We start from the raw sequence: 18,582 nt of genomic DNA, 5'->3' as shown, positions 1-18,582 counted from the left end.
GATAATTGCTTCGCTCCCGGCACCATCATTCGGGAAAAGCGAGCAATGCTGTTAGAAAACCTTTCCCTCTTTCTGCGCATCGTCGAGAAGGGCGGCCTTGCGGTCGCGGGCCGCGAGGTCGGCCTATCACCTGCCACCGTCTCGGAGCGCCTGGCATCGCTGGAGGCCTACTATGGCGCGGCGCTTCTGACCCGCACGACACGGGCGATCAGCCTGACGGAGGAGGGCAGGGCCCTTGTCGAAGGCGCGCGGCGACTGCTTGCGGAGGCGGAAGAGTTGGAAAGCCGCGTGCGACGCGGCGCAAATGTCATCTCCGGGCCGGTCCGGCTCAGTGCGCCGGAAGATCTCGGCCGCCGTCTGCTCGTGCCGGTCATCGACGCCTTCCTGGCCGAACACCCCGCCGTCACCGTCGATCTCAACCTGACGGACGGCAATGTCGATATCGTCGGGCAGGGCATGGATTTCGCCATCCGGCACGGCGTGCTGGCTGACAGCAGCCTCAGGGCGAAGTCGCTCGGAGAGAACCGCCGTATCGTCTGTGCGGCGCCGGCCTACCTGGCCGCCCATGGCACGCCCGTCCATCCGGACGAGCTTGCTGCGCACGACTGCATCGTCATGCGTTTCGGACAGAATATCGACCGGGACTGGCCATTCCTCATCGACGGCGTGATGCGCAAGGTCACCGTACACGGGCAGCGTGTCGTGAACGATGGCGGACTGGTACGGCAATGGTGCCGGGAGGGAAGGGGCATCGCCCTGAAATCGATCCGGGACGTTGCCGACGACCTCGCCACCGGCGCCCTGGTGGAACTGCTTGAAGATTTTTCCACTGGCGGCACGGCATTGCAGATCGTCTATCCGCCGAGCGCCGTACAGCCACGGCGCGTGCGCATGCTCATCGACCGCATCGCCGCGACCCTTTCCAAGGGCCGCGGCGCCTGAGTCTCAGGAGGAGACCTGGTCGAGGAAGATCAGGCGCAAGGGTTCCTCCAGGAGATCATCGATCGTCTGAGCGAAAGCCTGGAAGTAGGCAGTTTCGAGATGCGCAGTGAGCGCGGCCTGACTAACGAAGGCCTCGCGCATGTAGAAGGTGCCCGGTTCGTCGCGCAGCTCGAAGAGCACATAATCGAGATTGCCGGGCTCGGCACGGGTCGGCTCGATAAGAGTGAGCAGTCCCTGTCGCAGCGCCTCGCGTTTACCGGCTTTCGCCTTCAGGACGGCGATGGAAATCAGTTTTTCGGGTTGTGTCGTCATCGGATCCTCTTTCCCTTCGAGGCGCGGATCGCCATCGGTGACCCGCGCTTGTCGTCTCAGAAACCGGCGAGCACAATCTTGCCCTTGGCCTTGCCGGATTCGATGAGCGCATGGGCACGCTTGAGGTTTTCCGCGTTGATGGTGCCGAAGTTCTCGTTGAGGGTCGTCTTGATCTTGCCGGCATCCACCAGGTCGCCGACCCGGTTCAGCAGCGCGTGCTGCTTTTCGATATCGGCGGTGGAAAACAGCGAGCGGGTGAACATCAGCTCCCAGTGCAGCGAGATCGACTTGCGCTTCAGCGGCAGGGCGTTCAGCACCTTCGGGTCGTCGATCAAACCGAAGCGGCCTTGCGGCGCAATCAGCTCCACAATGTCAGCGATATGATCATCGGTGTTGGTCGTGGAGAAGACGAAGGCCGGCTGGCCGATACCGAGGCTTTCCACCTGCGCAGCAAGCGGCTTGCGATGATCGATGACATGGTGGGCGCCGAGCGCCTTTACCCAATCCTGCGTTTCCGGCCGAGAGGCGGTGGCGATGACCGTAAGATCCGTCAATGCCCGGGCGATCTGGATGGCAATGGAACCGACACCGCCGGCACCGCCGATGATGAGGATGGCGTTTGCCGCACCGGCAACGGGCCGGGTCACGTCCAGCCTGTCGAACAGCATTTCCCAGGCGGTGATCGCCGTGAGAGGCAGAGCGGCAGCGGCCGGAAAGTCGAGCGACGCCGGCTTCCTGCCGACGATGCGTTCGTCGACCAGATGATATTCGGCATTGGTACCGGAACGGTTGATGGCCCCGGCATAGAAGACCGCGTCACCGGCTTTGAACAGGCTTGCCTGTGGACCGACGGCGGTGACGATACCGGCCGCATCCCAGCCCAGCACTTTCCACTGACCGGGGTCGGCCTTCGCCGAAGCGCGAATCTTGGTGTCGACCGGATTGACGGACACTGCCTTCACCTCGACGAGGATGTCGCGTCCCGTAGGCGCCGGGCGCGGCAGCTCAATGTCGACAAGGGCCGTTGGGGCGTCGATGGATTGCGGATTTTCGTAGCCGATGGCTCGCATCTTGAAACTCCTGAATATGCGGGACGGAAAGTAGGGCTTGCCGGACAGATGACCCAGCGAGATCGCCCTGCCGCCGGTATGAACAGGGAGAAGATATGTCGCGCACCCTTGGCCGATAATTGCCCGGTTATAAAATTGATAATTCGGATTTTCCGTAGTCTGCCCTGCTACATTCATCCAAAACGGCATTTGATCGAATGGTCTCCGCAGACAGGCCCATCCTGCGGTGAGCGTGGTCGCCTCGCCTTTTCGGTTTCGGCCATTGAAAGCCGCAATATATGACGCTATATTGCGTCATTATAAACGGCAACTTCGAAAGGAAATCGCCATGGGCCTTGCCCAATATGCTGACGGCGGGCTCTTCGTGCCGCGCAAGATCGCCGATGCTCTGCGCACGACGAGCGAAGAGATCGCGCGCACCGCCGGGCTTGGAAAGGATGCCGTCCAGCGCAAGGACCGTGTCCGCTCCGACAAGACGCAGCGGCGCTTGCGCGAGATGATCGAGATCGTCAACAAGGTCGAGCCTCGTTTCGGCTCGGCGCTGATGGCCTATGCCTGGTATCGCTCCGAGCCGCTTCCCGGCTTTTCCGGCCAGACGGCCATGCAGTTGGTTCGAAGTGGGCGCGCGGACGACGTGCTCGACTACATCGACGCCGTCGATGCCGGCATCCACGCATAGTCCCGCAGATGCACTACCAGGGAAAACTATACCGGGCACTGAACCCGGTCTATGCCCGCGAGCCGTTGTCCGGGCGTGGCGCCGAGCTCTATGGCGGCCGGTTCAATCCAAAGGGTACGCCCGCGCTCTACACATCGCTGTCGATCCTCACCGCACTGCGGGAGGCGAACCAGGTCGGCAATCTGCAGCCGACCACCCTCGTTTCCTATGATGCCGATATCGCCCGGATTTTCGACTGCCGCGATCCGGAAGCCATGCGTGCGGAGGGCATGGACGCAAGGGCCCTCGCCGATCCGACCTGGCGCGACCAGATGCGCACTTCCGGAATCTCCCGGACACAGGACTTCGCCCGTCGGCTTTCGGCCGCGGGCTATCACGGGCTGCTCGTGAAGAGTTTTGCGCCGGCCGCCGTGGATGACGACCTCAATCTCGTCCTGTGGGCGTGGGGCGATGTCCTGCCCAGCCGCCTCGCCCTGATCGATGACGAGAACCGCCTGTCGCGATAACCCGCAAAGCGATCGGCAGGCAACGACGTTGCCTGCCGACGGGGCGCACATCATATCGGAACGGACTACGGCCGTGTAAGCGAGAAGAGAACGACCTGCGTCGCAGGCGTCTCCTTCTTCGTCTTGTCGGTTACGGCCAGGTAGAGCGTGTCCGAGAGGCGGGCCAATCCTTCGAAATTGTCGTTGAGCAGCGTGCTTGACCCCGCGCTAAGATCGATTGCCGTGCAGGCCTCATCGGCACAACCCTTGCGATCGACGACACGCAGGCGCCCGACACTCGGCCCGCCCTTGGTCTCGCGGGTGCGTTCGAGCACCAGAAGCTCGCCGCCCGGCATGGTCTCGATGGCCTTCAGGTTGCTGCGCTTCGGCTGGAAGGTCGCGAACGTCCAGCGCCCGCCGTCAAGACCATAGATCGTATGGCTGTCACCCGGCTGGCCCTGCATCGCCTCCTCCGGGGCGGTCACGATGCCGCCGTCCTGCAGGACAGCCACCGCTTCCAGCCGGCTGTTCGGTTCATTGTACTGTGCGGCATCCGACAACGCTTCCGGCAGCGGCACGGCGGCGATTGCCGTACCGTCCGGCTTGAAGCGATGGATGGCGGGACCATCCTCGAAGGCGATGAGGAGCTCGCCATCAAAGGGCGTGCCGTTGTCGCCATTGATGACGGCCAGCCCCTCGGCATTGACGAGGGCAGGCGTCGTCCCGGTGGCGAGCCGCACGGAGAACACCGGTTCCATGCCTGTGATCTTGTCACCTTCGATCTGCAATCGGAAGTGATGCAGCACACCATCGTCCGAAACCGCATAAAGCAATTTGTCGTCAGCATCCCAGGCAAGACCGGACAATTCGCTGATCGTACGACCATCCGGATCCGTAGCGGCCACCGCCCGGCCGTCGAGCACGGTCAGGGCAAACGATGCCGGTTGCGCGAAGGCGATGGACGCCGGCATGAGGACGGAGCCGCAAAGAAGCAGCGCATTCAGGATTTTCTGGATCATCTCACTCACTCCTATCATTGTTTAGCCGGTGCAGGACATCGGACCCGGGAAGGCGGCCAAGCTTGCGCAATGCCGGCAGGAACTTGTTGTGCCGCGTACCGGGATTGAGCAGCGCCGTGCCGACGCAGTATTTCGAGCATCGTTTGGTCGGGTGCTGGTGCAGCGCCCTGAGAATGCCATCGGCAACGCCGTTGCCATTGGCCGATTTCGTCTCGAGGATGAACAGGCTCTCATCGACCGCATGCCGTGCATCCGGCGTGTAGAACTGCAGGCCGCAATCGATGGTCATGCGCTCCCCGCCCTGCTTGGCGACCAGCGTCATGCGCCGGTAGCGCATGTCGATCACACGGGTCAGCGTGTGGGGAAAGGGCTGGCCGTACTGGGCCCGGTACACGTCGTCAATATAGGCGAGCGCGGTGTCGTCGAGCATGCCGAAGGTTTCCGGATCCCGGTTGAGCCGCTTCTTCACGGTGATGCCGCGCTTGTCCTTCAGCTTCACTTCGAGGAAGCAGAGGCCGGCCTCGGCGTAGCGGCGCAGCCGCACCTTGGCACGCTGGCGCCGGCCCTGGTGATGGTCGAAATAGCTGCGCCGACCGGCATCGTCGAAATAGCAGGTCTCATAGGTAAAGGCCCGCAGACCGTCGATTTCCAGCATATCGAAGGCGTCCGCCAGGGCGCCGGCGGCGTGTTTCAGCACGGTGGCGTCGACGACATATTTGTTGTCCAGCCGCTCAAGCATTGCCGCCTTGCCATTCAGCGCAGCCAGGCTGATCGGCTGGAAGCCGTGCTCCAGCCAGGTGTCAGTGTTTACGATAATAGACATTGAGCTTCGCCATTTCGGTTATGTAGTCGAGTTGAAGGACCTGATAGGACAGCACGTCGACGCCAAGCCGCCGGGAGAGCTCCGCCCGCATGGCCGCCGGGTCCGCCAGAAGCGCATGGTGGATCTTGTCGAGCGAGATCTTCGTGCCGCTGACCGACTGGAGCATCTTCGGATGATCGATGACATAGGCGCCGACCAGCACGAACAGCACGGTGACGGCCGCAAAGGGTATCGTCGTTCCCTGCACGGACGAAATGACCGCGATGGCGACGCTGCCGAAGAAATAGGTCATCTCGGTCTTGCTGAGCGGTTCGGAGCGCAGCGTGAAAAGCGCCAGGATCGCAAACAACCCGAAGCCGGCCGCAACGCCGAAATCGACGACGGAAAGCACGGTGAGGACCGCGAAGACGAAGATGTTGAAGAGCGCCGCCGCCGTGACAAGTTCCTTGTCGCGGTAGCGCCGGTAGTACATGCCGAACATCAGGATCGACATGCCGGCAAGATCGATGCCGAAACGCATGAATTCCATCACGAAGAAGGTCTGCAGTATCTGGGGGGTCATCTCGGCCTCCCCTGGTTGACGCCGCGAGCGGGCGCAAACGGTCCTGACGGCAAGCCCAAAGGGCATGCCGGTTGAATAGGGATCAACATGTTCCACCTCCTGAATTTTCCGCCGCGATGGCGGTGACCTCAGGAAGAACGGAGGCGGTCGAACTCTATTCCAGCGTCGATGAAAAATTCTGAGCCGGGTAAAAAGGAACGGCCTTCCGTCAATGTGTCACATGCTGCTTCAGACGGATACCCAGCCGGATCGAGACCGCCGCGATGACGAGGAAGGCCAGCATGATCAGGCCGAAGCTGGCGACAAGGCTCGTCGCCTGGGCAAGAAAGCCGAGCAGGGCCGGACCGAGCAGCAGGCCGCTATAACCCATGGTGGTAACGATGGAGATCGCCTTGCCGGCCGCGTCGCCCCCCACACTCCCCGCACGGGCGAACATGGCGGGCACCATGTTCGCGACCCCGAGACCGCAGAGGGAAAGGGCGGCAAGGCAGAGAACCAGGTTGTCCGCAAGCAGCAGAACGGCGACCGACAGGGCGCAGAGAAGGCCGCCGGCCCTGATCACGGCCACATGGCCCACGCGCCGGCTCACCGCATCCCCGACAAGCCGCCCACCCGCCATGGCCGCGGCGAAGAGGGCAAAGGCATAGGCCCCGTGGCTGTCCGATGCGCCAAGGATGTCGATCATGTAGATCGCGGTCCAATCCATCATGCCACCTTCCGCCAGGAGCGCCAGGAAAGCGATGCTACCGAGCAGCAGGATGAGGGTTCGCTGTCGAACGTCGAGCACGGCAGCCCCGGCCGGGAAGGTTTCGGAACGGAGGCCTCGGGCTTCATGGCCAGGTTTGGCCGCCACCATCCGGGCGGACAGGGCGAGGAGCATGACGAGCACGCCGGAGGCCCCAAGGCAGATCTGCAGGTTGCCGCCATGGCTGATCAACTGCCCGACCAGAAATGCGCCCGCAAGATTGCCGATGCTGAACAGGGCATGGAACGACGACATCATGTGCCGCCCGGTTTCCCGCTCCGCCTGGGACGCTTCCGTGTTCATCGCCACGTCGAGCGTACCGAACGCCGCCCCGGCGAAAAAAACGACGGCGCCGAGAACGACCGGGCTGTCGATCAACGGTATGACGAGAAAGGAAGCACCGAACAACAGGCTGCCGCACAGGCTCAGCATCCGGCTGCCGATCACCCGGTCGATATTGATCATCAGCACGATGGCGCCGAAGGCGAAGCACAGAAGGACCAGTCCGAGCTGCCCCTTGTCGAGCCCCACACCGGCTGCAAGCAGCGGAAGGCTGGATGCCCATGCGCCGATGCCGATCCCGGCCGAAAGGAAGAACAGGCTGCAATGCAGCCGGCTCGCCCCAGACGACGGTTTCACTGCAATTGGATCGTCCAGCATTTCAACAAAACAACCTGTGCCTCACTGCTGCGTCGAAGTGCTCAACCGCCCGCCGCGTTCTGCCGCACGCGGACTGCGGCCTCCGCCAGGCGCTCCGGTGCCAGCCGCCCGGTACGGGCGGCATGGGCGATACCATCACACAGCGCGTCGAGATGCGGTCCGCCCCCCACGAGCAGCAGATCCGCGCCGGCACTGACGGAGGCAACCGCGGTTTCGAGCAGGGAACGGCCGCGCATTGTGGCCGGGGCATCGAGATCGTCGCTGACGATCAGCCCATTGAAGCCGAAATCGTTCCGCAGCATCGTGATGACCACCGGCGAGGTGCTGGCGGCGTTGTGTTTATCAAGCGTGGCAACGGGGGCAGGTCCTGTCATGATCGCCCGTGTTCCGGCGCCGATGGCAGCCGTGAACGGCAGGGCGTTGTGAAGAAGGCGGTCGCGCGATGTCTGGAGTAGGACATCTACGAGGGCCGGGTCACCTTCCAGGTCGTTGAAGCCGGGGAAATGTTTCGTCACCGCGCCAATTCCGGCGCTCTGGACACCCGTCACGAAAGCCGACACCAGCCGGGCCACGGCCTGCGGATAGCTACCCATCGTGCGGCCCTGCAACCAGGCATTCTGCCCGTCGATGACATCGGCGATCGGCGCCAGGAACAGCGAGACCCCGAGCGCGCGGGCAGCGGCGGCCGTTGCCCTGCAGCGTTCGACGAGTGCCACATCGCCAAGCGCGTGCGCCTCGTCAAGCGAGGGAAGCGGCGGCACCAGCCCCTGGAGCCGCTGGATGCCGCCCAGTTCTTGGTCGACGGCGACAATCAGGTGGGAGGTTACGGCCCTCAGCCGCCCAACGGCAGCGCGGAAGGCCTCCGGCGTTTCGCTCGCCAGCCGCTCTGCCGACATGCGCCGTGCGACATACTCCGCCCGGGTCTCGCCGAGGAGAACGGAACAGCCGCCCTTTTCCAGGAAGGGCAGCATGACATCCATGACGTCGAGCGTATCGAAGGCGGGCAGAAGGATCGCCCGGGCGTCCTCATCCGGTGAAAAGCGCATCATGGTCTCCGTTGTCAGACTGTCTCGACATCAACGCCGGCCTCGCCGATGGCCTTGAGGATGGCGGTGTCTCTGCTGCTGGTGAAAAGCGCCGATACGGCCGAGATCGGCGCCACTTCGTAGGTCGCTGCCTGGCCGAGCTTGTCCGCCGTCGCGAGAAGCAGGGTCTTGTTCGCGGCCCGGATCATCGCAGATTTCAGATGGGCGTCCTCGAAATCGTCAGCGCGGAGCGTCAGGCCGTGATCGACGCCGCAGGTACCGAGAATACAGTAATCGACCCGCATCGCCCGGATCGCATCGATCGCACCGGCGCCGGTGGCGCTGCGCGTCAGCCGGCTCAGGCGACCGCCGAGCATGACCACCTCGGCAAGCGGGTGATCGAGCGCAGCGGCGGCGACGTCGACCGCCGTCGTGATGATGCGCAGGGAGAGCGCAGGGGAGAGCGAACGCACGAAACGGACGACGGTCGTGCTCGAATCCACCAGCAGAGTCGCACCCTCGGGGATCGTCGCAGCCGCGGCACGGCCGATCGACTGCTTTTCCTCCGCATGCAGCGTTTCACGCCGATGGAAATCGAGCGCCGGCGTCACCAGCCGCGCCGCACCACCATGGAAGCGCTGCACGAGCCCTGCGTCCGAAAGGTCGCGCAGGTCGCGGCGGATCGAATCTTCCGACACGCCGAACTCCTGTGCAAGCCCGGCTGCAAGGACCCGGCCTGCCGCATTGACCTTTTCGAGAATGACGGCTTGCCGTTCCTCCGGAGACAGTGCCGCGAGTTCCTTCCTGTCCGCGGTCATCCCGCTGTCTCCGCGCTGGGCGCGAGCAGGCCGAGCGCCGCCAGGCGGGCTTCCAGCGCCTCGGCCGTGCTGAAATGTTCGGTATGAAAGCCGAGCGCCGCCGCCGCGGCAATGTTCGCCGGATTATCGTCGATGAAGATGCATTGCTCGGCGCGAACACCCGCCCGCTCCAGATAGCGCTCGAAGATGGGCGCATGCGGCTTTATCAACTTTTCCCGCCCAGAGACGATGAGCACATCAAAAAGACCGAGGAAGGGAAAGATCGCCTGCGCCCGCGGAAAGGTCTCCGCCGACCAGTTCGAAATCGCGTGCACGGGAACGCCATCCGCTTTCAGCCGCCCCAGAATGCCGGCGGTGCCCGGCACCTCGCCGCCCAGCATCTCGTGCCAACGCAGCCAGTAGGCCTCGATCAGGTTGGCCTGCTCGGGGTGACGCTGCACGAGTTCGGCTACGCCCTCGGCAAACGGCCGACCCGCATCGAACGCCTCGTTCCATGCCGGAGTGCAGACATCCGTCAGGAAGGTGGAAACAGCCGCGTCGTCCGGCAGGAGCTGGCGATAAAGATAAGCTGGATTCCAGTCGATCAACACGCCGCCGATATCGAAGACCACAACACTAGGATTCATTCTGTTTGCCTTTTTGTGCATTTATTGATTCTAATCATGCATGAACATGCACATTTACGCAACAAGAAGCACTACCTATTGACGCAGAAAATCGACCGCGCGTTCGCCAATCATGATGCAGACGGAATTCGGATTGCCGGAAATCAGCGTCGGCATGACCGAGGCATCGGCAACGCGCAGCCGCTCGATACCGTGCACGCGCAGCTTCGGGTCGACCACGGCCCGGTCGTCCACGCCCATTCGGCATGTTCCGGCAGGGTGCAGGGCGGCATGCGCGTCCTTCACACAGAAGGCGCGGATCTCCTCGCGGGTTTTCAGGGACGGCACCGGCGTATGCCGCGCTGCTACGAATTTCGAAATGGCCGGCTGCGCCATGATGTCGAGGGCCGCCATCGTACCGTCGGTAATGGCCTCAAGATCATAGGGATCGGAGAAATAGCGCGGCGCCACGCGCGGATTTGCCGCCGGATCCGCGCTCAGAAGCGTGACCTTCCCGCGCGACCGCGGCCGGATCTGCCCCAGATTGACCGTGCAGCCATTGCCGCCGGGTACCGCATCGACGCCCTCCTCGATACCGGCACCGACCACCATGAAATACTGGATATCCGGCGTCGCCTCGTTCCTGTCTCCCCACCAGAACGCCCCGCCCTCGATGAGGTTGGACGCGGCGGGACCGTTGCGGAAGAGCGCATAGTTCAGTCCGGCAAGGGCCTTCCAGTGCAGCTTCTTGTACTTGTCGTAGCTGTGCGGGCCATTCAGCTGATAGACCAGCGAAATCTCGATATGGTCCTGCAGGTTCTGGCCGACGCCCGGCAGGTCGGCATGGACCTCGACGCCGTGCCGCCCGATCTCATTCGCCGGGCCGATACCTGACAGCATCAGCAGCTTCGGCGTCGCGATCGCCCCGGTGGAAACAACCACTTCCTGATCCGCACGATAGACGACCTTGCGCTTGCCCCTGGTGCATTCCACGCCGACCGCCCTGCCCTTCTCGATGAGGATGCGGGTGACCATGGTCCCCGTCTCGATGCGCAGATTGGCGCGCTTGCGGGCCGGGTTGAGATAGGCAACGGCGGCCGAGCTGCGCCGGCCGTCCCGCGCGGTGATCTGGTAGAGCCCACAACCTGTGGGGTCGCCGGAATTGAAATCCGGGTTATAGGGCAACCCCGCCTGCTGGCAGGCTTGCAGCCAGGCGCGGGTCAGCGGATGAATGTAGTCGATGTCAGACACGCCGATGGGTCCGCCGACGCCGTGCGCCTCGTTGCAGAAACGGTTGTTGTCCTCCGCGCGCTTGAAGAACGGCAGGACATCGGCGTATCCCCAGCCCTCCGCGCCAAGGTCTGCCCAATGGTCATAGTCGCCGGGCACGCCGCGGATGTAGATCATCGCGTTGACCGAACTGCCGCCTCCGAGCACCCGGGCCTGCACCATGGTCGGCGTTTCCGTGCGCTCCTGTTCCGCCATCGGCTCCCAGGGAATACGCTTCAGGAGGTCGCCCTGCGCGGTCTTGTAGTAGGCGCCGGGGATGTGGATATACGGGTTGAGATCGCGCGGCCCCTCCTCGATGAGGAGAACGCGGATGGCGGGGTCCTCCGAAAGGCGCGCGGCGACGACGCAGCCGGTCGAGCCGCCACCGACAACGATATAGTCGAACGTGTCGACCTCCGCCGGATGCCGTGGGGAAATGCCGTAACGCGCCGAACCGCTATCGCGAATGCTCATGCCTTCCCTCCCGAAATGGCGGCGCCGGCCTTGATGGCGAGCGCGGCGATGGTGAGCGCCGGGTTGACGGCCGCCGATGTCGGCAGCACGGAGGCGTCCGTGATGTAGAGGTTTTCGACGTCATGGCTGCGGCAGTTGAGGTCGACGACCGATGTTTTCGGGTCGTCGCCAAGGCGCGCGGTGCCGCATTGGTGCGAGGTCGTCTTGCGGCCGAAAGTGTGCGTGAGGACGATGGGGAAACCCGCCTTGCGCATGACGGCGCGGGTTTTCCTGATCAGCGCCTCATGCGCCCGCATGTTCGACCGTATCCAGTGCATGACGATGCGGTTGTCGCGCACCATCACCCGGCTTTCCGGATTGGGGAGGTCTTCGCTCGTCAGGAACCAGCCATAGGCGTAGCGCGCCATGAGCCCCGCAAACCAGCCGGGCGCAGGAAACGGCAGATTGGCCTTCAGGATATTTCCGGTGATGTGGCCGAGGAGCTGCACGTTGCCCAGCGGAAAACCCGTCTCGTTGTCCGCGTTGTAGAAATCGTTGAAGGCGATGGTCTTCTGGTAGATGCAGCTATTGGCGGCGAAAGGATCGAAGGTCAGCATCGCCGTCGTGTTGTGGTTCATGAAATTGCGGCCGAGCTGATCCGAGGTGTTGCCGAGACCGGTCGGATGCGCCTTGCTGGCCGAGCGAAGAAGCAGCGCCGCGGACTGAACCGCACCCGCCGCCACGGCGAAGCGATCGGCCGAAATCCGGTATTCAACGCCATCCTTCTGATAGACGACGGCAACGACCCTGAGTCCCGCGCCGTCGGTTTCGAGACGCGTGACGCTGGCCCCTGTGACGAGGCTGACATTGGGATGGGCGAGCGCGCTGGCGAGCGGACCCACCTCCGCATCGATCTTGCCCGTTCCCGTGTTCGGGAAGGCATCCCAGCCCGTCTTCGCCCGCTTCAGCCAGGCGTCGATATCGATCGACAACGGCAAAGACGCCGGATGCACGCCCGCCTTCTCCAGCCGGCGGCGAACGGCGGCCATCGCCGGCTCGTCGGGAACCGGCGGATAGCCGTAAGGCTTTTCGTGCGACGGCTCCGTCGGATCGCCGATGGCGGAACCGCGCACGCGAAAAACCTGCTCGGCGGCGTCATACCAGGGAGAAAGCGCGTCATAGGAGAGCGGCCAGCCGGGCGATGCGCCGTCCATATGGCGACGCGGCGAAAAATCCTCGCGGCGATAGCGATACATGACCGCGCCGAAGAATTTCGAATTGCCGCCGACATAATAGTAGTTGCCGGGCAGGAAACTCTCGCCGTCCGTGCCCAGCCATTCCTCGGAGGATCGATAAAAACCCTTCTGGAAGATGGCGACGTCGTCGCGCGCCTCGGGCGTGTCCTTCAGATGCGCACCCCGTTCGAGAATGACGATGCTGAGGCCCGATGGCGCAAGGCTGTGCGCCAGGGAGGCTCCGCCGATGCCAGAGCCGATGATGACGATATCTGCCGTCTCGGTCATGAAAGGTCTTTCAGTCGATGCGCGTTTCGGTTTCCGCGTCGAAGAGCACGATCTTCGACGTATCGACGGCGAGCGCCGCCTCGCGGCCCGCATGGGCCTGCCGCGGCGGAAGACGGGCCGTGACCTCGACGCCGCCGAGCTGGAAGACGGCGAGCGTGTCAGGTCCCGTCGGCTCGACAACGTCGAAATCGACCGTCAACGACGGCGCGACACCATTTGCGGCGATGGAGAAGTTCTCCGGGCGAATGCCCGCCAGCACCTTCTTGCCCGCGTAGCGACGAAGCGCCTCCGCGGACAGGGCAACGCCGCCGACACGCGCCGCCGGGCGCCGCGCGACGTCGATCACCGCCGTCGCGCTACCGCCGTCGACCTCAAGCATGGCAGGCACGATGTTCATTGCCGGCGAACCGACGAAACGCGCGACATAGACGTTGGCCGGCCGATCATAGACGGCCTGCGGCTCGTCGAGCTGCTGCACCACGCCGTCCTTCATGACGGCAACGCGCGTCGCAAGCGTCATCGCCTCGATCTGGTCATGCGTGACATAGACGATGGTCGTGCCGAGCCGGGCGTGCAGGCGCTTGATCTCGGTGCGCATATCGACGCGCAGCTTCGCGTCAAGGTTCGACAGCGGTTCGTCGAACAGGAAAAGCTTCGGTTCCCGCACGATGGCCCGTCCCATGGCGACGCGCTGGCGCTGGCCGCCGGAGAGCTGCGAGGGTTTGCGGTCGAGGAGATGGGTGATCTGGAGAAGATCCGACGCCGTCTTCACGGCCTTGTCGCGATCCGTTTCGGCGACCCGGCGGATCTTCATGCCGAACTCGATGTTCTGCCGCACGGTCATCGTCGGGTAGAGGGCGTAGGACTGGAACACCATGGCGATGTCGCGGTCCTTCGGCGAAAGGTCGTTGACGGTCTTTCCGGCGATGCGGATCTCGCCGCCGGTAATCGTTTCCAACCCGGCGATCATGTTGAGCAGCGTGGACTTGCCGCAGCCGGAGGGGCCGAGCAGCACGAGGAAGTCGCCGGTTCCGATGGAGATCGATACCTCCTTCAGAACTTCGAGATGGCCATAGGCCTTGCGGACGCGATCGATTTCGAGAGTGGACATGGCTTCAGCCTTTCACGGCGCCGGCCGTCAGCCCGCGGACGAAATAGCGGCCCGCGACGATGTAGACGACCAGGGTTGGGATGGCGGCGATCATGGCGGCGGCCATGTCGACATTGTACTGCTTGCGGCCGGTGGTCACGTTGACGATGTTGTTGAGCGCCACAGTGACGGGGCTGCTGGAACCCGACGTGAAGGAGACGCCGAAGAGGAAATCGTTCCAGATCTGCGTGAACTGCCAGATGCAGGAGACGACGATGATCGGGATCGAGGTCGGCAGGATGACGCTCCAGAAGATGCGGAAGAAACCCGCCCCGTCGACCATCGCCGCCTTGGTCAGCTCATCCGGCAGCGACACGAAGTAATTGCGGAAGAACAGCGTCGTGAAACAGATGCCATAGGAGGCATGCACGGCGACGAGACCGGGAATGGAGCCGGCGAGGCCCAGAAGGCCGAGCGTGCGGGCCATGGGGATAAGGATCGCCTGGTAGGGCAGGAAGCAGCCGAACAGCAGGAGGCCGAAGACGAAGTTCGCGCCGGGAAACTTCCATTTCGTGAGGATGTAGCCATTGATCGCGCCGATACCGGTCGAGAGCGCCACCGCCGGGATCACCATCAGCAGCGAGTTGACGAAATAGGGTTTGAGGCCCGTACATTCGGTGCCGATGCAGGCCTCGGACCACGCCGCGCGCCAGGCTTCGAGCGTGATCGCCTTCGGCATGCCGATGAACGAGCCGCTGTAGATCTCGTCGAGCGGCTTGAGGGACGTCACGACCATGACCCAGAGGGGCATGAGGTAGACGAGTGCGACGACGATAAGGCAGCCGTAGACGACCAGGCGGCCGAGCCGCGCCTTGCCGGATTGGGAAAGGGCTTCAGCCATTGTTCTCACCCCGCAGTTCCGAATAGAGGTAGGGGACGATGATCGCGGCGACGGTCATCAGCATCATCACGGCACTCGCCGCACCGACGCCCATCTGGTTGCGGCGGAACGTGGCCGAGAACATGAAGGTCGACGGCAATTCGGTCGCCGTGCCGGGCCCGCCGTTCGTCAGCGCAAGCACCAGGTCGAAGCTCTTGATGGCGATGTAGCTGAGGAGCACGATGACGCTCAGCATGGCCGGGCGCAGCATGGGGATGATGATCTGGCGGTAGATCAGCGGCAGCGAGGCCCCTTCGATCTGCGCCGCCTTGATGACGGAATTGTCGATGCCGCGCAGGCCGGCGAGGAAGATCGCCATGGCAAACCCCGAGGATTGCCAGACGCCGGCGACGACGACGGTGTAGATCGCCATGTCAGGGTTGGTGATCCAGTCGAAGCGGAAGTCGGTCCAGCCGAGATCGTTGACGACCTTCTGGATGCCTAGGCCCGGATTCATGATCCATTTCCAGGCGGTTCCTGTCACGATGAAGGAGAGCGCCATCGGATAGAGGTAGATCGCGCGGAGCGCCCCTTCGGCCCGGATGTTCTGGTCGAGAAAAATCGCCATCAGCAATCCGAGGCCCGTCGAGAGCGCCAAGAACAGGGCGGAAAAGATGAAAAGATTGGCGACGGCGGTGTGCCAGCGCGGCGTCGCCCAGAGGCGCACATATTGTTCGAGACCGACGAAATCGTAGGTCGGCACGAATTTCGACGAGGTCACGGAAATCACGCCGGTCCAGAGAATGAACAGGTAGACCGTGACGATGACGACGAGCAGGCTGGGAGCGACGACGAGGCGCGGTAGCCAGCCTGCCAATCGCGAGGACATGCGCGTAGAGGCGCTCATGGGTCAGCTCCGATAGCGGGTCTTGCGGAGGAGCCGACGGGTGCGGCTCCTCCTTGTGGCGATTGGATTACCGGGCGTTGTCGATGCCGGAGACCAGCATCTTCACCGCATCTTCGGAGCTCATCTTGCCGACGAAGAACTGAGCGGCGACGTCGCTGAAGACCGAAGCGAATTCGGGTTTGGCGGCAAAACCGTGCGTCATCGCGCCCTGCATGCTGCCCTTCTCGATCGCTGCCGCGCGTTCCTGGTAGCCGAGCTTGGCGCAGTCGTCGAAGTCGTCGACCGAGACGTCGTTGCGCGCCGGGATGGAGCCCTTGATGAGGTTGAAGCCCTTCTGGACCTTCGAGTCCATGATGGTCTCGGCGAGCGCGACCTGCGCGTTCTGCACGTTCTCGTCCTTCACGGTGAACATGCCGAAGCTGTCGATAAGGTACTGGAAGGACGTCACCTGACCCGGCGTCGCAAAGCAGTAGAAGTCCTGGTTGGGCTTCAGGCCCTTGGCGAGGAATTCGCCCTTCGCCCAGTCGCCCATGAACTGCATGGCGGCCTTGCCGTCGATGACCATGCCTGTCGCCACGGCCCAGTCGCGGCCGACGAAATTGTCGTCGACGAGGCCGCGCACGTCGCGCAGCGCGTCGAACACCTTGACCATTTCAGCACTGCCGAGCGCTTCCGGATCGAGGTCGATCGCGGTCTTCTGGTAGAAGTCCGGCCCGTTGATGTCGGACAGCAGCGCATCGAAGATGATGCCGATCTGCCAGGGCTCGTCGCCCATCGCGACGGGAACGATACCCTTTTCCTTCAGCTTCTTGCCGGTCTCGATCAGTTCGGCCCAGCTCTTCGGCACCGAAACGCCGGCGTCGTCGAAGATCTTCTTGTTGGCCCAGACCCAGTTCTGGCGGTGCATGTTGATCGGCGCGGCGATGAAGGCCTCTCCCGAGGTCACGAAGGGCAGAAGCTGCGGGGCGAGCGCCTCACGCCAGCCGCCGGTCTTGGCGAGATCGTTCAGATCGCGCACGACACCCTGTTCGGCCCATTGCACGCCTTCCCAGCCGAGGAACTGCATGGCGCCCGGCGGATCGCCCGCAGTAAGACGCGCGCGAAGCGCCTGCTGCGCGTTCGCGCCGCTCATGCCGCCGACCGCCGAATCCTTCCACTGGAAGCCCTTGGCCTCAAGTTCCTTGCGGATGACATTGAGCGCATCGACTTCGCTCTGCGAAACCCAATGGTGCAGAACTTCGATCTGGCCTTCCGCCCGGGCGGCTATGGGCATCAGCATGGTCGCCGCAAGCGCTGTGGCGATGAATTTGGACATGGTTTCATCCTCTCTGGTTGGGTTTTTGATCGCGGCCCCTGGCGGGCTCTTGTGCGCCGTTGTCAGTTGGGCTCGACCGGCATGGCGTAACCGACATTCCTGCCGCCGTAGCGGCGGACGCGGATGTTGGCCTGCTCGGCGTGGCCGGAAAAACCTTCCATCAGGCAGAGCCGCGAGCCGTAGGCGCCGATCATCGCGGAGGCCTCGTCGGTCAGAACCTTCTGGTAGGTGCAGGTTTTCAGGAATTTTCCGACCCAGAGGCCGCCGGTGTAGCGGGCCGCCCTGTTGGTCGGCAGCGTGTGGTTCGTGCCGATCACCTTGTCGCCGAAAGCGACGTTGGTGCGGGCGCCAAGGAACAGCGCGCCGTAATTCGTCATGTTGTCGAGGAAGTAGTCCGGGTCGCGCGTCATGACCTGGACGTGCTCGGAAGCGACGCGATCGCCTTCCGCCAGCATCTCCTCGAGAGTATCGCACAGGATGATCTCGCCGTAATCCGCCCAGGCCTTGCCGGCGACGGCCGCCGTCGGCAGGATTTTCAGGAGGCGATCGATCTCGGCGAGCGTGTCGCGCGCCAGCTTTTCCGAGTTCGTGATGAGGACGGCCGGCGAATTGACGCCGTGCTCCGCCTGGCCGAGCAGGTCCGTCGCCACCAGTTCGCCGTCGACGCTGTCGTCGGCGATGACGAGCGTCTCCGTCGGGCCGGCGAAGAGATCGATGCCGACGCGGCCGAAGAGCAGGCGCTTGGCTTCCGCGACATAGGCATTGCCGGGGCCGGCGAGCATGTCGACGGGCTCGATCGTCTCGGTGCCATAGGCCATGGCGGCGATCGCCTGCACGCCGCCGAGGCAATAGATCTCATCCGCGCCGGCAAGCGCCTGTGCCGCGACGATCTTCTCGGCGATCTTGCCCTGGAACGGCGGCGCGCAGGTGATGATACGCTGGCAGCCGGCAACGCGTGCCGTCAGCACCGTCATATGGGCGGAGGCGAGCAGCGGGTATTTGCCGCCCGGCACATAGCAGCCGACATTCTGGATCGGCACGTTCTTGTGGCCGAGGATCACGCCCGGCAGGGTCTCGACCTCGATATCCCGCAGCGCCGCCTTCTGCACCTCGGCGAAACGGCGGATCTGCTCCTGCGCGAAGTCGAGGTCGGCACGCTCCTGCGCCGTCAGCGCATCGATGCAATCCGCGATTTCCTGCTTCGACAGGCGGTAGGTGTCGCGATCGAACGTGTCGAACTGAACGGAGAGTTCGCGGACCGCCTTGTCGCCGCCGGTCCTGACCTTTTCGAGAAGCGTCTCGACCGCCCTGGTGACCGCACTGTCGGCGCCGCCCTCTTCGATGGTGGCCGTGGCTGTTTTGATGTGCCGGATCATGACAAAGTCTCTTCGTTCACGGTC

General features: G+C 63.6%; 19 protein-coding genes. 3 read left to right on the top strand and 16 right to left on the bottom strand.

Annotated features, from left to right (window positions below; translation table 11 throughout):
• Window positions 1–45 precede the first annotated feature (45 nt).
• A complete protein-coding gene (locus EXZ48_RS22910; protein ID WP_130518547.1) occupies window positions 46–942 on the top strand; it encodes a LysR family transcriptional regulator in 897 nt (298 codons plus the stop codon).
• 3 nt (window positions 943–945) lie between these two features.
• On the opposite strand, the gene EXZ48_RS22905 is transcribed toward EXZ48_RS22910, so the two are convergent.
• Entirely contained in the window at window positions 946–1,254 is a 309-nt protein-coding gene (locus EXZ48_RS22905; RefSeq protein WP_130518545.1) for a putative quinol monooxygenase, read from the bottom strand.
• A gap of 56 nt (window positions 1,255–1,310) precedes the next feature.
• Complete coding sequence (locus EXZ48_RS22900) at window positions 1,311–2,324, bottom strand: zinc-binding alcohol dehydrogenase family protein (protein ID WP_130518543.1); 1,014 nt, start codon at window positions 2,322–2,324, stop codon at window positions 1,311–1,313.
• A 328-nt stretch (window positions 2,325–2,652) separates the two neighbouring features.
• On the opposite strand from EXZ48_RS22900, the gene EXZ48_RS22895 reads away from it, so the two are divergent.
• The gene (locus tag EXZ48_RS22895; RefSeq protein ID WP_023513655.1) at window positions 2,653–3,003 is read left to right on the top strand and encodes an MbcA/ParS/Xre antitoxin family protein; all 351 of its coding nucleotides are present in this window, start codon (window positions 2,653–2,655) and stop codon (window positions 3,001–3,003) included.
• 8 nt (window positions 3,004–3,011) lie between these two features.
• Window positions 3,012–3,509, top strand: a complete 498-nt coding sequence (locus EXZ48_RS22890) for an RES family NAD+ phosphorylase (RefSeq protein WP_130518541.1) — start codon at window positions 3,012–3,014, stop codon at window positions 3,507–3,509.
• Window positions 3,510–3,574: 65 nt separating this feature from the next.
• Here the strand turns inward: EXZ48_RS22890 and EXZ48_RS22885 are convergent, their stop codons facing one another.
• The 14 genes from EXZ48_RS22885 to hisD all read right to left on the bottom strand — a co-directional run bounded on the left by EXZ48_RS22885 (window position 3,575) and on the right by hisD (window position 18,558).
• Entirely contained in the window at window positions 3,575–4,507 is a 933-nt protein-coding gene (locus EXZ48_RS22885) for an esterase-like activity of phytase family protein (protein WP_130518539.1), read from the bottom strand.
• 1 nt (window position 4,508) lies between these two features.
• On the bottom strand, window positions 4,509–5,330 hold the full coding sequence (locus tag EXZ48_RS22880) for a polyphosphate polymerase domain-containing protein (RefSeq protein WP_130518537.1): 822 nt from the start codon (window positions 5,328–5,330) through the stop codon (window positions 4,509–4,511).
• Window positions 5,308–5,892: a DUF4956 domain-containing protein gene (locus tag EXZ48_RS22875; protein ID WP_130518535.1), complete on the bottom strand. Its 585-nt coding sequence runs from the start codon at window positions 5,890–5,892 to the stop codon at window positions 5,308–5,310. The genes EXZ48_RS22880 and EXZ48_RS22875 overlap by 23 nt, the downstream gene beginning before the upstream one ends.
• 208 nt (window positions 5,893–6,100) lie before the next feature.
• A complete protein-coding gene (locus EXZ48_RS22870) occupies window positions 6,101–7,297 on the bottom strand; it encodes an MFS transporter (RefSeq protein WP_130518533.1) in 1,197 nt (398 codons plus the stop codon).
• Window positions 7,298–7,338: 41 nt separating this feature from the next.
• Window positions 7,339–8,343 carry a glycoside hydrolase family 3 N-terminal domain-containing protein gene (locus EXZ48_RS22865; protein WP_130518635.1) on the bottom strand — a complete coding sequence of 335 codons (1,005 nt, stop codon included), beginning with the start codon at window positions 8,341–8,343 and terminating at the stop codon, window positions 7,339–7,341.
• 14 nt (window positions 8,344–8,357) lie between these two features.
• Window positions 8,358–9,140, bottom strand: a complete 783-nt coding sequence (locus EXZ48_RS22860) for a DeoR/GlpR family DNA-binding transcription regulator (RefSeq protein WP_023516826.1) — start codon at window positions 9,138–9,140, stop codon at window positions 8,358–8,360.
• Entirely contained in the window at window positions 9,137–9,787 is a 651-nt protein-coding gene (locus EXZ48_RS22855; protein ID WP_245462334.1) for an HAD family phosphatase, read from the bottom strand. Before EXZ48_RS22855 ends, EXZ48_RS22860 begins: the two co-directional genes overlap by 4 nt.
• 54 nt (window positions 9,788–9,841) lie before the next feature.
• On the bottom strand, window positions 9,842–11,488 hold the full coding sequence (locus EXZ48_RS22850) for a GMC family oxidoreductase (protein WP_130518531.1): 1,647 nt from the start codon (window positions 11,486–11,488) through the stop codon (window positions 9,842–9,844).
• Window positions 11,485–12,990 carry a GMC oxidoreductase gene (locus EXZ48_RS22845; RefSeq protein WP_130518529.1) on the bottom strand — a complete coding sequence of 502 codons (1,506 nt, stop codon included), beginning with the start codon at window positions 12,988–12,990 and terminating at the stop codon, window positions 11,485–11,487. The genes EXZ48_RS22850 and EXZ48_RS22845 overlap by 4 nt, the downstream gene beginning before the upstream one ends.
• Window positions 12,991–13,000: 10 nt before the next feature.
• Entirely contained in the window at window positions 13,001–14,101 is a 1,101-nt protein-coding gene (locus EXZ48_RS22840) for an ABC transporter ATP-binding protein (protein ID WP_130518527.1), read from the bottom strand.
• Between the two features lie 4 nt (window positions 14,102–14,105).
• Complete coding sequence (locus tag EXZ48_RS22835) at window positions 14,106–14,981, bottom strand: carbohydrate ABC transporter permease (protein ID WP_130518525.1); 876 nt, start codon at window positions 14,979–14,981, stop codon at window positions 14,106–14,108.
• Window positions 14,974–15,867, bottom strand: a complete 894-nt coding sequence (locus EXZ48_RS22830; RefSeq protein WP_130518523.1) for a carbohydrate ABC transporter permease — start codon at window positions 15,865–15,867, stop codon at window positions 14,974–14,976. The genes EXZ48_RS22835 and EXZ48_RS22830 overlap by 8 nt, the downstream gene beginning before the upstream one ends.
• 67 nt (window positions 15,868–15,934) lie before the next feature.
• Window positions 15,935–17,182 carry an ABC transporter substrate-binding protein gene (locus EXZ48_RS22825; protein ID WP_130518521.1) on the bottom strand — a complete coding sequence of 416 codons (1,248 nt, stop codon included), beginning with the start codon at window positions 17,180–17,182 and terminating at the stop codon, window positions 15,935–15,937.
• 62 nt (window positions 17,183–17,244) lie between these two features.
• A complete protein-coding gene (gene hisD, locus EXZ48_RS22820; RefSeq protein ID WP_130518519.1) occupies window positions 17,245–18,558 on the bottom strand; it encodes a histidinol dehydrogenase in 1,314 nt (437 codons plus the stop codon).
• Between the last annotated feature and the right edge of the window lie 24 nt (window positions 18,559–18,582).

The organism is Shinella sp. JR1-6, from assembly GCF_004284735.1.
Classification (GTDB): Bacteria; Pseudomonadota; Alphaproteobacteria; order Rhizobiales; family Rhizobiaceae; genus Shinella.
The sequence above is the reverse complement of the archived record's forward strand: the minus strand, read 5'-3'. Positions and strand labels throughout refer to the sequence as shown.

Bases quoted from the DNA above. Each gene is read 5' to 3' on its own strand.
- EXZ48_RS22910 (WP_130518547.1), top strand. From the start codon at position 46: ATGCTGTTAGAAAACCTTTCCCTCTTTCTGCGCATCGTCGAGAAGGGC.
- EXZ48_RS22905 (WP_130518545.1), bottom strand. From the start codon at position 1,254: ATGACGACACAACCCGAAAAACTGATTTCCATCGCCGTCCTGAAGGCG.
- EXZ48_RS22900 (WP_130518543.1), bottom strand. From the start codon at position 2,324: ATGCGAGCCATCGGCTACGAAAATCCGCAATCCATCGACGCCCCAACG.
- EXZ48_RS22895 (WP_023513655.1), top strand. From the start codon at position 2,653: ATGGGCCTTGCCCAATATGCTGACGGCGGGCTCTTCGTGCCGCGCAAG.
- EXZ48_RS22890 (WP_130518541.1), top strand. From the start codon at position 3,012: ATGCACTACCAGGGAAAACTATACCGGGCACTGAACCCGGTCTATGCC.
- EXZ48_RS22885 (WP_130518539.1), bottom strand. From the start codon at position 4,507: ATGATCCAGAAAATCCTGAATGCGCTGCTTCTTTGCGGCTCCGTCCTC.
- EXZ48_RS22880 (WP_130518537.1), bottom strand. From the start codon at position 5,330: ATGTCTATTATCGTAAACACTGACACCTGGCTGGAGCACGGCTTCCAG.
- EXZ48_RS22875 (WP_130518535.1), bottom strand. From the start codon at position 5,892: ATGACCCCCCAGATACTGCAGACCTTCTTCGTGATGGAATTCATGCGT.
- EXZ48_RS22870 (WP_130518533.1), bottom strand. From the start codon at position 7,297: ATGCTGGACGATCCAATTGCAGTGAAACCGTCGTCTGGGGCGAGCCGG.
- EXZ48_RS22865 (WP_130518635.1), bottom strand. From the start codon at position 8,343: ATGCGCTTTTCACCGGATGAGGACGCCCGGGCGATCCTTCTGCCCGCC.
- EXZ48_RS22860 (WP_023516826.1), bottom strand. From the start codon at position 9,140: ATGACCGCGGACAGGAAGGAACTCGCGGCACTGTCTCCGGAGGAACGG.
- EXZ48_RS22855 (WP_245462334.1), bottom strand. From the start codon at position 9,787: ATGCACAAAAAGGCAAACAGAATGAATCCTAGTGTTGTGGTCTTCGAT.
- EXZ48_RS22850 (WP_130518531.1), bottom strand. From the start codon at position 11,488: ATGAGCATTCGCGATAGCGGTTCGGCGCGTTACGGCATTTCCCCACGG.
- EXZ48_RS22845 (WP_130518529.1), bottom strand. From the start codon at position 12,990: ATGACCGAGACGGCAGATATCGTCATCATCGGCTCTGGCATCGGCGGA.
- EXZ48_RS22840 (WP_130518527.1), bottom strand. From the start codon at position 14,101: ATGTCCACTCTCGAAATCGATCGCGTCCGCAAGGCCTATGGCCATCTC.
- EXZ48_RS22835 (WP_130518525.1), bottom strand. From the start codon at position 14,981: ATGGCTGAAGCCCTTTCCCAATCCGGCAAGGCGCGGCTCGGCCGCCTG.
- EXZ48_RS22830 (WP_130518523.1), bottom strand. From the start codon at position 15,867: ATGAGCGCCTCTACGCGCATGTCCTCGCGATTGGCAGGCTGGCTACCG.
- EXZ48_RS22825 (WP_130518521.1), bottom strand. From the start codon at position 17,182: ATGTCCAAATTCATCGCCACAGCGCTTGCGGCGACCATGCTGATGCCC.
- hisD (WP_130518519.1), bottom strand. From the start codon at position 18,558: ATGATCCGGCACATCAAAACAGCCACGGCCACCATCGAAGAGGGCGGC.